At 66.3% G+C, this 12476-nt stretch carries 12 protein-coding genes; 7 read left to right on the top strand and 5 right to left on the bottom strand.

Annotated elements, in window-relative coordinates; all coding sequences use genetic code 11:
* Positions 1–25: 25 nt before the first annotated feature.
* Genes RDV64_RS20360 through ilvD form a run of 5 tightly spaced genes read right to left on the bottom strand, consistent with a single transcriptional unit; the run spans position 26 to position 5523 of the window.
* The gene (locus RDV64_RS20360) at positions 26–1351 is read right to left on the bottom strand and encodes a TRAP transporter large permease (protein WP_309196789.1); all 1326 of its coding nucleotides are present in this window, start codon (positions 1349–1351) and stop codon (positions 26–28) included.
* Positions 1351–1851: a TRAP transporter small permease gene (locus RDV64_RS20355; RefSeq protein ID WP_309196788.1), complete on the bottom strand. Its 501-nt coding sequence runs from the start codon at positions 1849–1851 to the stop codon at positions 1351–1353. Before RDV64_RS20355 ends, RDV64_RS20360 begins: the two co-directional genes overlap by 1 nt.
* Before the next feature lie 4 nt (positions 1852–1855).
* On the bottom strand, positions 1856–2902 hold the full coding sequence (locus tag RDV64_RS20350) for a TRAP transporter substrate-binding protein (protein WP_309196787.1): 1047 nt from the start codon (positions 2900–2902) through the stop codon (positions 1856–1858).
* 30 nt (positions 2903–2932) lie between these two features.
* Entirely contained in the window at positions 2933–3811 is an 879-nt protein-coding gene (locus RDV64_RS20345) for an NAD(P)-dependent oxidoreductase (RefSeq protein WP_309196786.1), read from the bottom strand.
* Positions 3808–5523: a dihydroxy-acid dehydratase gene (gene ilvD, locus RDV64_RS20340; RefSeq protein ID WP_309196785.1), complete on the bottom strand. Its 1716-nt coding sequence runs from the start codon at positions 5521–5523 to the stop codon at positions 3808–3810. The genes RDV64_RS20345 and ilvD overlap by 4 nt, the downstream gene beginning before the upstream one ends.
* 157 nt (positions 5524–5680) lie before the next feature.
* On the opposite strand from ilvD, the gene RDV64_RS20335 reads away from it, so the two are divergent.
* The 7 genes from RDV64_RS20335 to RDV64_RS20305 all read left to right on the top strand — a co-directional run bounded on the left by RDV64_RS20335 (position 5681) and on the right by RDV64_RS20305 (position 12417).
* The gene (locus RDV64_RS20335) at positions 5681–6388 is read left to right on the top strand and encodes an endonuclease/exonuclease/phosphatase family protein (RefSeq protein ID WP_309196783.1); all 708 of its coding nucleotides are present in this window, start codon (positions 5681–5683) and stop codon (positions 6386–6388) included.
* Complete coding sequence (gene cls, locus RDV64_RS20330) at positions 6385–7803, top strand: cardiolipin synthase (RefSeq protein ID WP_309196782.1); 1419 nt, start codon at positions 6385–6387, stop codon at positions 7801–7803. Before RDV64_RS20335 ends, cls begins: the two co-directional genes overlap by 4 nt.
* 181 nt (positions 7804–7984) lie before the next feature.
* On the top strand, positions 7985–8992 hold the full coding sequence (locus tag RDV64_RS20325) for a TRAP transporter substrate-binding protein (protein ID WP_309196781.1): 1008 nt from the start codon (positions 7985–7987) through the stop codon (positions 8990–8992).
* 1 nt (position 8993) lies between these two features.
* On the top strand, positions 8994–9488 hold the full coding sequence (locus RDV64_RS20320; RefSeq protein WP_309196780.1) for a TRAP transporter small permease: 495 nt from the start codon (positions 8994–8996) through the stop codon (positions 9486–9488).
* A complete protein-coding gene (locus RDV64_RS20315; protein WP_309196779.1) occupies positions 9485–10777 on the top strand; it encodes a TRAP transporter large permease in 1293 nt (430 codons plus the stop codon). Before RDV64_RS20320 ends, RDV64_RS20315 begins: the two co-directional genes overlap by 4 nt.
* Positions 10778–10834: 57 nt before the next feature.
* Positions 10835–11971, top strand: coding sequence for an aminotransferase class V-fold PLP-dependent enzyme (locus RDV64_RS20310; protein WP_309196778.1), 1137 nt, complete (start codon positions 10835–10837; stop codon positions 11969–11971).
* Positions 11968–12417, top strand: coding sequence for a hypothetical protein (locus RDV64_RS20305; protein WP_309196777.1), 450 nt, complete (start codon positions 11968–11970; stop codon positions 12415–12417). Before RDV64_RS20310 ends, RDV64_RS20305 begins: the two co-directional genes overlap by 4 nt.
* Positions 12418–12476: the final 59 nt, after the last annotated feature.

The following is a 12476-nucleotide window of genomic DNA, read 5'->3' as shown; positions in this document are numbered from 1 at the left end:
TTCCTCCAGTTTTGTCTTGTCGTGTCTAAAGTGCCAGACCGGGCAGGATCAGCACCACCGACGGAACTGCGATGATCAGCAGGAGCCGCGCGGCATCGGCGATCACGAATGGCATGATGCCGCGGTAGATGGTGCCGATGGGGACGTCCCGCACCACCGAGCGCAGGACGAACAGGTTGAGGCCGACCGGCGGCGTGATGAGCGAAAGCTCCGTCACCATCACCACGAAAATGCCGAACCAGACCGGGTCGTACCCAAGTTCGCCCACCACCACGGGAAAGAAGATCGGCACGGTGAGGAGCATCATGGAGAGCGATTCCATGAAGCAGCCGAGCACGAGGTAGATGGCGAGGATGATGAAGATCACGCCGACCGGCGAGAGGTTGGCTGCGGCAATGACGGTCTTCAGCGCATCGGGCAGGCCGGCAAGGTTCATGAAGTTGGAAAAGAGGAGCGCGCCGATCAGCACCGTGAAAAGGGCTGCCGTGGTGACGACGGTTTCCACCAGCACCGCCATGATGAGGCGCGGCGTGAGCGCCCGCCGCCACAGTGCGAACAGGAAGGCGAAGAAGGCGCCGACGCCCGCGGCCTCGGTGGGCGTGAAGACGCCGAGATAGATCCCGCCGATGATGACGAGAAAGAGGAGGACGATGGGTCCGATGGAGGCAAAACCGCGCCAGCGGTCCGCCCACGACGTGCGCGGCGCCGAGGGGCCGGCGTCCGGCTTCAGCAGCACCACCACCCATACGGCGGCGATATAGAACAGGATCGCGATGATGCCGGGCACGATCCCAGCGATGAACAGCGCGCCGATGTCGGTCCCTGTGGCAATCCCGTAAAGAACGAGGATGACCGACGGCGGAATGAGAATGCCGAGCGTGCCGCCCGCGGCAACCGAGGCGGAGGCCAGGCTGTCGGCATAGCCGAAGCGGCGCATTTCGGGCATCGCGACCTTGCCCATGGTGGCAACGGTCGCCAGCGATGAGCCGCACACGGCCGAGAAGCCGCCGCACGCAACCACGGTTGCCATGGCAAGGCCGCCGCGCCGGTGGCCGAGAAAGGCATGGCAGAGGCGGTAAAGGTCCTCCGACATGCCGGCTCTGGCGACCAGAACGCCCATCAGCACGAACATCGGCACCACCGACAGGTCGTAGCTGACGACGGTGGTGTAGGGGAGCTGGCCGAGCATACCGAGGATCGAATTCTGGCCGATGACGGCCCAGATGCCGGCAGCGCCCACGGCCATCATCGCATAGGCGATGGGCAGGCCGATGAGGATAAGAAGCAGCACCCCGCCAAAGCCGAGCGTTGCCGCGCGCCATGCGAGCGGCAGTTCGAAGAAGAATTCCATTAGCGGCGCCGGCGGATGAGAACGGAAGCAAAGCCGAGGATGCAGGCGAGCGCGGCAAAGGCGGCCAGAACGCTCATGGACTGGACGATGAGGCCCTTGGGCACACGCAGCTCAAGCGTGCGCTCGCGATAATTCCACAGCCGCTCGCCGTAGGCCCACATGCGCCACGAGATCAGGCCGAAGAGGCCCGCCCCCACAAGATCGCCCAGCGCATCGACAATGCGCTGCCCGGCCAGCGGATAACGGTCGGAAATGACGCTGACGAGGATCATCTCGCGGTGGTGGATCGCCAGCGGCAAGGCTGTGAACACGATCAGCCCCATGGAGATTTCGGTGACCTCGAAAGCGCCATGGAGCGGGTTGTTGAAGATATACCGGCCCGCAACGTCGATGGTGGTGGTCACCATCATCACCGCCGCGAGCAGGCCGGACGCGTACGCCAGCACCCGGAAGGGGAGCGCAGCCCATGGAAGTTCTTCAGAATAGTCGGCTGCGCTCACGGGATCACTTCTGGTTGACGGTCTTGTCGGCGGTGTAAGCCTCCACCATGCCGCGGGCGTAGTCGAGAATCTCCTGTCCGGGAAGGTCGCGGCTTGCCGCTTCCGCCAGCCACTCGTCGGTCAGAACGGTGAGGCGTTCCTTGGCTTCGGTGACGCTGGCCTCATCCATGGTGACGAACTTGACGCCCGCCTCGTCGAGCGCTGCCTTGCCGACGGTGTCGCCGTTGGTCCACGCCCAGCCCGAAAGGAGCGCGATGGACATGCCCGAATGCTTCTCGATGGCGGCGCGCTGAACATCGGTCAGCCCGTCCCAGACGCCCTGGTTGATGGCGATCCAGAAGGTGTCGGTGTAGAGGCCGCCGGGGATTTCGACCGAGCCCTTGATGGCCGGGGTGATCGAGAAGAAGTCGATGGATTCCAGCGGGAAGGTGATGGCATCGGCCACGCCGCGGCTCATCGCGGTCTGCGCCTCGGTGGGGGGAAGCTGCACGGGGGTGCCGCCAAGCGCGGAGATGATCCGGCCGGTGACGTTGCCGCCGACGCGGACCTTCATGCCCTCGAGGCCGTTGAGCGTGGTGATCGGCTCGCCGCGGGTGTGAAGATACGGGATCGAGTGGACGAAGAGGCCGACAACGTGGGCGCCCTCGTGCTCGCCATATTGTTCGCCGTAGCGCTCATAGGCCGACCAGGCGGCGGCGGAACCGGCCCACGGGTCCGGCGAGGAGAAGGGGAGGTCCATCACTTGCGTCATGGTGAAACGACCGGGGTTGTGGCCCGAAACGCCCCAACCTGCATCCACCGTGCCGTCGATCACCATGTCGAAGTACGCAGGCGGAGGCCCGAGCGCGCTTGTCATGATTTCCATCTTCAGCTCGCCGTCCGTCTCCAGCGCGATGGCTTCGGCCCACGGCTCAAGAATGCCGGTGACGATGAGGTGGTGCATTGGCAGCCAGTTGCCGACGCGAATGACGGTCTCGGCCGAGGCCGGCAGAGCCGACGCCGCGATGGCCGAGAGCGCGGTCGCGCCGACCAGCAAAGTGCGAATCGCCATGGTGTTTCCTCTCATTGCTTTGGTTTGTTATTAATCGAGGCGCTTGCGGGCCGATAGCTTGTAAATCTCGAGGGCGTCGTTTCCGCCGCGCGCCAGCAGCAGGCGGAAGGTTTCGGCGGCAAGGGATGTCATCGGCAGCGGCGTGCCGGTTTCCCTTGCAAGGGTACGCACATTGTCGAGGTCTTTCAGCATGGTGTGGCCGTGGCCGAGCGGGGGCTCGTGCTGACCGGCCACCATGCGCGGCACGAAGAGCTGGAGCGGGATTGAATCGGCAAACCCGCCTGCCAGCGCTTCGGGCAGCCTGGCGGCATCGACGCCGGCATCTTCGGCAAGGCGGGTGGCCTCGGCCAGCACGGCCATGGTGCAGCCGACGATCACCTGGTTGCACAATTTGGCCGTCTGCCCTGCGCCGGACGGCCCCATGTGCGTGAAGCGTGCGGCCATCAGCATCACCGTTTCGCGGACCGCCTCCACCGCGGACGCCTCACCGCCGGCCATGATGGCAAGGGTGCCCTGTTCGGCGCCGGGAACGCCGCCGGATACCGGCGCGTCGACCCATTCCATGCCGCATTCGTCCAGAAGCCGCTGGCGAAAGCGCACGGTGTCATCCGGTGCAATCGACGAGAAATCGACCAGGATCTTGCCGGCTGCACCGCCTTCCGCCACGCCGCCTGGGCCGAATACGGCAGCTTCCACGGCCCTGGTGTCGGTGAGGCAGAGGCACACGATATCGGCGGCGCGCGCCACGCCCGCAGGCCCATCGCCGAGGATGGCGCCATCGGCGAGCGCTGGGGCGGTCTTCTCCGTGGTGCGGTTCCAGACCGTCACGGTGCGCCCTGCGGCAAGGAGGCGCCGCGTCATCGGCAGGCCCATCAGGCCGATGCCGATATAGCCGAGCGGTGCACTCACAGGCGGTCACTTTCCGGCCATACGGCGCCGCCGGCGTGGGTCACGGCACCCTCGTGGGACGGGCCGACCGTGGCGGCATATTTGGAGAGGAGCCCCGCGCGGTGGTTGGGCGGCGGCGGTGTCCAGCGTTCGCGCCTGTCCGTCAGCGTAGCATCGCCGACGTTGAGGGTTATCGTTCCGGCGGCGCCGTCGATTGCAATCTCGTCGCCGTCCTCCACCAACGCCAGCGGACCACCGACGGCGGCCTCCGGCGAGGCATGGCCGATGCACATGCCGCGCGTTGCGCCCGAAAAGCGGCCGTCGGTGATGAGCGCCACCTTCTCGCCCATGCCCTGGCCGTAGATCACCGCGGTGAGGCCCAGCATCTCGCGCATGCCGGGGCCGCCCTTGGGGCCCTCGTTGCGCACGATAATCACGTCGCCCTCGGCGTAGGCGCGCCCGTTGACCGCCTTGACCGCCATGTCCTCGCTCTCGAACACCCGCGCACGGCCGGTGAACTGCTTGGATTTGAGCCCTGCCACCTTGAGGAGCGCACCATCGGGGCAAAGGTTGCCCTTGAGCACGGCAAGGCCGCCGGTGTTGCTGATGGCCGCTGAAAGCGGGCGGACCACCTCGCCGTCGGGTGCGGCGGCGCTGGCGACTTCATCGCCCAGCGTGCGGCCGGTGACGGTGAGGACGCCGCCGTCGATATGACCGGCCTCGACGAGGGCGCGCAGCACGACGGAGGAGCCGCCGATGCGGTAGACGTCCAGCGCGTGGTACTTGCCGCCGGGGCGCAGGTTGCCGATGAGCGGCGTGGCATTGAACACCGCGGCCACGTCGTCGACGGTGAAGCGGATCCCCGCCTCGTGCGCAATCGCCGGAATATGCAGCGCCGCGTTGGTGGAGCCGCCGGTGGCCGCGACAATGGCCGCAGCATTCTTCAGCGAGGCGAGGGTGACGAGATCGCGGGGCAGGGGGCCGCCACCCCGGATGGCGTCGAGCACGATGGCACCAGCGCGGATGCCGACACCGCGGCGCTCCGAATGAACGCCGGGGATCATCGCGGTGTTGGGGACGGTGAGGCCCATGGCTTCGGCCACCATCGCCATGGTGTTGGCGGTAAACTGGCCGGCGCAGGCGCCGATGGTGGGCTTGCAGGCGCGCTCCATCAGCGCCAGCGTTTCCTCGTCGAGCGCGCCGCGCTGCACCTCGCCGACCGCCTCGTAAACGTCGAGCACCGAAAGGTCGCGCTCGCCGAACCGGCCGGGCAGGGCCGCCCCGCCATAGATGAACACCGATGGCACGTTGCAGCGGACCATGCCCATCATCACACCCGGCAGGGTCTTGTCGCAGCCACCGAAGCCGATCAGCCCGTCATAGGCGTGGCCATGGACGACGGCCTCGATCGAATCGGCAATCAGCTCGCGGCTCACCAGCGAGAACTTCATCCCCTCGTGGTTCATGCCGATGCCGTCGGAGACGGAGATGGTGGCGAACTCGCGCGCGGTGCCGCCTGCGGCTTCGATGCCGGTTTTGGCGTATTCCACCTGTGCCGGATGGGTCATGTTGCACGGGGTGGTCTCGCCGCGCATCGAGACGACGCCGACCATCGGCTTGGCGATCGCGTCGTCGTCGAGGCCCATGGCACGCATGAAGGCGCGGTGCGGCGTCCGGTCCATGCCGTCCGTCGTGATGCGCGACCTGAGCGGCCGCGTCGTTCTTTTGGTCAATTCTGCCCGCCTCCCTGCGGAGCATTCAGGCTATTGCGCGTAGCGGAAGAGTGTCAACGCGCCGCAGATGCAATTCCCGTCGGCGGTGAAACCGCTTGTCTTGGCCCCCGCGTCCGCCCAATTGGGAGCGACGGCGAGCTGGCGAGAGGGCGGAGCGATGCGGCTGAGGGTGGCGACGTACAACGTGCGCAAGTGCGTGGGCCTCGACTGGCGGCGCGACCCGGACCGGGTGCTTGCGGTCATCAATATGCTGGATGCCGACATTGTGGTGCTGCAGGAGGCGGACCGGCGGTTCGGCCGGCGGATTGCGACGCTGTCCCACTCCAGCCTGCGCGATTCGGGCTGGTACGCTGTCCCGCTGGCGCCCCACGATGGCGGCATCGGCTGGCACGGCAACGCGGTGCTGGTGCGCAACGACATGGAGGCCGAGGCGATCCACCGGGTAAAACTCCCGGCGCTGGAACCGCGCGGCGCCGTGATCGTCGACCTTGCCACCGCCAGCGGCCCCATCCGCGTGGTGGGGGCGCATCTGGGGCTGACTCGCGGGATGCGGGTGCGCCAGGCCCATCAGATCGTGGAAGAGGTTGGCGCAATGGCGGCGCGCCCCACCGTCATCATGGGCGACCTCAACACCTGGCATCAGACCGGCGGCTCCATTGCGGTGCTGGCCGGCGCCTACGCGCTGGTGCCGCCGGCGCCGACCTTTCACGCCAGCCGCCCCGTTGCCGCGCTTGACCGCATCGCGCTCAGCCACGACATCGCACTGAGGGCGCAAGGCGTGATGCGCGAAGGCGTGGCGCCTGTGGCATCCGACCATCTGCCGCTGTGGGCCGATATCGAGGTGGTGAAAGGCGAAAGCCGATGACAGCGCTTGTCTGGGTCATGATCGTGATCGCCATCCACGTCGTCGGCGTGGTGGCGGCCTTCCGCGCCGCGCAGCATGCGCACACCGCGCAGGGTGCTGTGGCATGGGGCATCTCGCTGATTGCGATTCCTTATTTCGCGTTGCCGCTCTACCTCTTCATCGGGCCGCCGCGGCCGGGGGAGCTGGAGGTGGACCAGGCCGATTTCCGCGCCGATGCCTACGCGTCGCTGCTGACGCTCAGGATGCCGCCGGAGGCGATTGCGCCTATCGAGGAGAAGTGGCGCCTTCTGGAACGACTTTCGCCGGCACCTGCGATCTATTCCGGTCCGCCGCGCCTTCTGATCGACGGCGGCGAGGTATTCGACGCGGTGTTCAAGGCCATTGAGGCCGCCGAGCACGAGATTGTGGTGCAGTTCTACATCTACCGCGACGACGGGCTCGGCCGGCGCCTGCACGAAGCCTTGTGCCGCCGTTCCCGCGAGGGCGTGAAGGTTCTGCTATTGTATGACGGGATCGGCGCGCGCAACGTCCCGGAAGCGTACTGGGAGGGCTTGCGCAAGGCGGGAGTGGATGCGCACGAATTCCATCTCAGGCGCCGTCTGCCCAAGGTCATGCGCCTGAACTACCGCAACCACCGCAAGCTCGTCGCCGTGGACGGGAAGGTGGCCATTATCGGCGGACCCAATGTCGGCGACGAATATCTGGGCCTCGACCCCAAGTTCGGCGCCTGGCGCGACACCGCCATCGAGATCACCGGCCCCGCCGCCCGCGTGGCGCAGGCAAGCTTTGTGGTGGACTGGCAGTGGGCTGGCGGTGACCCCGCGGCCCTTGAGCATCCACCGGTGAAAGTATCGCCGTCGTTCGCCAACACACCGGTTCTGCTGCTGCCGACCGGGCCTGCGGACACGCTGCCGGCATGCTCGCTTTCGCTGATGCATCTCATCGGCTCGGCGCGCAAACGGCTATGGCTCACCACGCCCTATTTCGTGCCGGACCTCGATGTTCTCAGCATGCTGAAGGTGGCGGCGCTGCGCGGCGTGGACGTGCGTGTGATGATTCCCGACCGGCCGGACCACACCATTGTCTGGCTCGCGGGCTTCACCTACGCCGACGAGGTGATGCGCGCCGACGTGAAGCTCTACCGCTACATGGAAGGCTTCATGCACCATAAGGTGATGCTGGTTGACGACGAGGTGGCCGCCATCGGCACCGTCAATTTCGACAACCGATCCCTCCACCTCAACTTCGAAAACACCGTGGTGGTGATGGACAAGGCGTTCACCGCGAAGGTGGCCGCGATGCTGGAGCGCGACTTTGCCCGCTGCCGGCCGCACATGGACAGCCCCTACGCAGGCTTTCACCCCATCACGCGGGCGATCGCCCCGGCAACCCGTCTTCTGGCGCCGCTTCTTTAACGCGGTGCAAAAAACGCTCTGGTGCGTGCCGGCGAGCAACGAGCCATTTGAGGGCGACCGGCAGGGACCTATCGGGCGGAAGATTGGGAGTGGCGTGTTTTGAGAGCAGCCATCCACGCTTAAATAGGATATATGTTTCCGAGGAACGCCGCCGCAGGTGCAAGGACGAGGAGTTGAAGCCATGGGTCTGAAGTCGAAATTTGCGCTTGGGGTGCTGCTGGCCTCCATGGCGATGCCTGTGGGCGCGATGGCGCAGGAGATCACCGTCGGCCTCTCGCTGCCCGAAAACATGGCCGGGCTCGATTTTGCCAACGGCATGTACGAGACCTTCCGCGACGAGGTGGAGGCAAACTCCGATCTGACCGTCAACCTTGTCTATGGCGGCGCGCTCGGCTCCCCCAATGACCGGCTGGCCCAGATGCGGCGCGGCCTGATCCAGATGTCCGACACGGCGGACGGCAATCTTGCCACTGTGTTCAGTGACGTGATGGTCTTCAACACGCCCTATCTCTTCCCGTCGGAAGAGGTGGCGTGGGAGGTGCTGGACGGCCCCCTCGGTGACAAGCTGGCGCAAAGCCTTCTCGACAAGACCGGCATTCGCGCGCTCGGCTGGTGGGAGTCTGGCGGCTTCAAGCACTTCAGCGCCAACCGCGAGATCCATTCTCCGGCCGACATGGACGGGCTCAAGATCCGCGTTCTGGGTCCGCTCGCCACCATTCCGGTGGAGGCGATGGGGGCATCTGCGGCGCCCATCTCGTTCGGCGAACTCTACACCGCACTCCAGACCAGGGTGGTGGACGGGCAGGACAACTCGGTCGCCGTCTTCAAGCTGGTCAACCTGTTCGAGGTGCAGGACACCCTGGCGCTGACCGGCCATGTCTATGCGTTCGGTCCGCTTGGCATCAACAATGCCTTTTACGAGGGGCTGACCGACCCGCAGCGCGCCGTGATCGACGCCGCCGCCGAAAAGGCCATCGCGTTCAACCGCGAGACCTCCCGCGCGCTGGAGGCGGACGCCATTGCCTTCGTGGCGGACAAGGGCGTCAACGTCATCACGCTGACGGACGATGAAAAGGCGGCGTTTCGCGATGTGATGCAGCCGGCCGCCATCGAATGGCTGCGCACCGAAATGCAAACACCGGAGCTGATCGACGAGGCACTTGCCGCCGTCGAAGCTGCCGGAAAATAGGATGCGGCGGCTGGTGCAGCTGGTGGAGGGGGGCTTGCGCGCGGTCGCAGCCCTCTGCCTTGCCGGATTGACGGGGCTTGTCCTTCTCCAGGTGGTGCTGCGCTACACCGGCGCCGGGGTGCCGGCTTTCATCGAGGAGGTGGCCCGCTACGCGATGATCTGGATGGCGCTCCTCATTGCCGCCGTTGCCGTGCGTGAGGGAAGCCACATTCGTATCGATATTCTGCCCGCGGCCATCGGGGCCCGCTCGCCGGCCGCACGACGCGTGCTGGAAGCATTCCTCGACACCGTGTCCCTGACCATCTTTCTCGTTCTCCTCTGGTACGGGATCGACATGGTCCGCTTCGGCGCGATGCAGACCAGCGAGGGGATGCGCATTCCGCTGTCCTACCCCTATGTCTGCGTGCCGGTCGCATTCGCGCTTGCTGCCGTTTTCGCAGCGCTGCGCATCATCGCCAACCGGCACCGGGAACACGCGCCAGAGCGCGCCGCATGAGCGACACGATCGTGCTGTTTGCCGGCACCTTTCTGGGGCTCTTGGTGGTGGGCCTGCCCATCGCATGGTCGATGCTGGCGGCGGTGATGATCTGGATGGTCGTCTCCGGCAATCTTCACTTTCTGCCCGTGGTGCCCGAGCGGGTCTACCAGGGCATGGATGCTTTCGTGCTGATGGCCGTGCCGCTCTTCATTCTGGCTGGCGAACTGGTCAACGAAGGGCGGATCACCGGGCGGCTGATCGACCTTGCCAACGGCCTCTTCGGCTGGATGCGGGGCGGGCTGGCGCAGGTGAATATCGGCGCGTCCATCCTGTTTTCCGGCATCACCGGCGTGGCGCTGGGGGACATTGCGGCGCTCGGGCGGATCTTCATTCCCGCAATGGTGGCGGGGGGTTATACGCCCGCCTATGCCGCCGCCGTTACCGCATCGTCGTCAATCATCGGTCCGATGGTGCCGCCATCGCTGATTGCGGTGATCTACGGCTCGATGACCGGCGTTTCCATCGGTGCGCTGATGGCAGCGACCCTCGTTCCGGGTCTGCTCATCGGCGCGGTGCAGATGGGCCTCGTGGGCGTTCAGGCGCGGATCAACAATTTCCAGCCCGTGCCCATGGACCGCTCGCCGCGCATTCTTGGCGGCCTTGCCGCGCGCGCGGCGGTTCCGCTGATGATCCCCGTCATCATCATCGCCGGAATGCTCGGCGGCATCATGACGCCGACGGAGGCGGGCGCTGTTGCCGCGCTCTACGCGCTCGTTGTTTCCGTGGTGCTGTACCGTTCGCTGTCGCTTCGGGCGCTGGGGGCGGTGTTTTCGCGCTCGGCGCTTTTTTCGGGGCAGCTTCTCATCATCGTTGGCTGCGGTGCGGCATTCTCGTGGGTGATGGGCATCGAGAACGTGCCGCGGATGGCCGCCAGCGCGCTGACAGGGCTCGACCTTGGCAGCTTCGGAACGCTTCTCTTCCTCAACGCCATCCTCCTCGGCCTCGGGATGATCATCGACCCCACAACGGCGATCATCCTGTTCGGGCCGCTGTTTTCGCAAATTGCCGTGGCGGTGGGGATCGACCCGCTGCACTTCGGCGTGATCGCGATCCTCAACCTCAACATCGGGCTTCTGACGCCGCCGCTGGGTGTGTGCCTGTTTGCCGCCGAGCGCATTGCCGGCTGCGGGATCGTGCCCCTGATGCGCGCAACGCTGCCTTTTCTTCTCGTCAACCTCATTGCGCTTGCGCTGGTGGCTGCGGTGCCGGGCTTCAGCCTGTGGCTCCCGCGCGTCCTCGGTTTCTAGCGCCCGACCTTTTGCGGCAGGCGCCGCGCGTCCAACCCGAAACCCGAGCGAGCTTCGATGACTGCACAAGACCCCGCCTATTTTCTCTACCACTCCATCGGTCAATATCCGGGCAAGGCGGCGGAAACGGGGGAGGCGCTGGCGGCCTTTGCACAAAGCTGGGCAGCGCTTGACGACGGGCAGTGGGGCCGCGCGCTGACCGAGCGGGAGACCTTCCTTGCCCTGTGGCGCCGGCTGATCGGCGCCCCCGAAGGTTCGCTGACTTCGGCGGAAAACGTCACCACCGCGCTCTACAGCGTTCTCGGCGGCCTGCCGCGCGAAAGACTGTCGGGCAAACGTGTTCTGGTCGCGCAGGATTGCTTCCCGAGTTTGCACTTCCTCCTCGCCGGATTGGCGCCGCGCTTCGGCTTCACGCTGGACACCGTGCCGATGCGCCCCGGCGAGAGCTTTGTGCGCGAGGATGACATGATCGCCGCGTGGGGGCCGGATGTGGGTCTTGCGCTTCTCACCTTCGTGACCTCGACCGCGTCCTTTTGCGCCGACCATGCGCGCCTCACCGCTCACGGCCACGCCATGGGGAGCCTCGTTGCGCTCGACCTCACGCAGGGCATCGGCATCGTGCCGTTCACGCTGGCGAAGGATGGGCCAGACATCGTGCTGTCCACCTCGCTCAAATGGTTGTGCGGCACGCCGGGCGCGGGGATCCTCTACGTGCGGCCGGAGCTTGCCGCCGCCTGCGCACCGGAGCTGCGGGGCTGGTTCAGCCAGCCGAACCCGTTCTCGTGGGACCTTGATGCATTCGACTATGCGCCCGATGCGCGAAGGTTCGACCATGGCACGCCGGCGGCAATTGCGTGCATCGGCTCTGTGCCGGCGCTGAAATGGCACGCGGCCGCCGACAAGCCCGCGCTGCTGGCCCACACTCGCACGCTACAGGCAACGATTGCCGCGGAGGCCGCCGCGCTTGGCCTGCCGCTGGCAAGCCCGGCCGATCCCGAGCAGCGCGGCGGCAGCATCATGGTGCGGTTGCCGGAGAGCGCCGACCCGCCGGCGCTGGTGAGCCGGCTGCGGGACAAGGCGATCCACCTTGATTGCCGGGGCAGCGTGATGCGCATCTCGCCTGGCATCGTGACCCGTGAAGCCCATGTGGAGCGCCTGTTCGAGGCGCTTCGTGCCGAAGGCCTCGGCGCATGAGCGACCTGTCCCACATCGCCACCGCGCGCCTTGCCGTGCCCGCCGAAATTGCGTTCGAATTCATCACCGATCCGCTGTCGCTGGGGCGCTGGTCGTTCGGTTGCTGGTCTACCCAAAGGACGCCGGAGGAGGGGCTTTATACCGGCACGTCGCTTTTCGACAAAAGCGAGACGTGGTTCCACGTTGAGACGGACGCCGAACAGCTTACCGCCACCTACCATGTGGGCACACGCCTTGCGCGCAGCCCGCGGATCGTGGCGCGCGTGGTGCGCGGGTCAACCTGCAACCTTGGGGACGGGGCGTGCTATGTCAGTCTCATCGCGTGGCGCGCAGCCGATATGGACGACGCGCGCTGGGAGCGTCTGCGCCGGGCACACGATCTCGAAATTCTTCTCATCCAGGCCCAGTGCGAGGGCGAGTATGCGGCGGGCGGAACGCTTGAATGATGCGACGCTCGGCAACGCGCGACTGCCGCAAGGCTATTGACCGGCAGATGGCTGCACGG

Source organism: Acuticoccus sp. MNP-M23, from assembly GCF_031195445.1.
In the GTDB taxonomy this organism is placed as follows: Bacteria; Pseudomonadota; Alphaproteobacteria; order Rhizobiales; family Amorphaceae; genus Acuticoccus.
Note: the sequence above shows the minus strand (reverse complement) of the source record. Positions and strands in the feature narration are given on the sequence as shown.

Coding starts and splice junctions, on each gene's coding strand:
- RDV64_RS20305 (WP_309196777.1), top strand. CDS start 11,968: ATGAGCGACCTGTCCCACATCGCCACCGCGCGCCTTGCCGTGCCCGCC.
- cls (WP_309196782.1), top strand. CDS start 6,385: ATGACAGCGCTTGTCTGGGTCATGATCGTGATCGCCATCCACGTCGTC.
- RDV64_RS20325 (WP_309196781.1), top strand. CDS start 7,985: ATGGGTCTGAAGTCGAAATTTGCGCTTGGGGTGCTGCTGGCCTCCATG.
- RDV64_RS20315 (WP_309196779.1), top strand. CDS start 9,485: ATGAGCGACACGATCGTGCTGTTTGCCGGCACCTTTCTGGGGCTCTTG.
- RDV64_RS20350 (WP_309196787.1), bottom strand. CDS start 2,902: ATGGCGATTCGCACTTTGCTGGTCGGCGCGACCGCGCTCTCGGCCATC.
- RDV64_RS20335 (WP_309196783.1), top strand. CDS start 5,681: ATGCGGCTGAGGGTGGCGACGTACAACGTGCGCAAGTGCGTGGGCCTC.
- RDV64_RS20320 (WP_309196780.1), top strand. CDS start 8,994: ATGCGGCGGCTGGTGCAGCTGGTGGAGGGGGGCTTGCGCGCGGTCGCA.
- RDV64_RS20310 (WP_309196778.1), top strand. CDS start 10,835: ATGACTGCACAAGACCCCGCCTATTTTCTCTACCACTCCATCGGTCAA.
- RDV64_RS20360 (WP_309196789.1), bottom strand. CDS start 1,351: ATGGAATTCTTCTTCGAACTGCCGCTCGCATGGCGCGCGGCAACGCTC.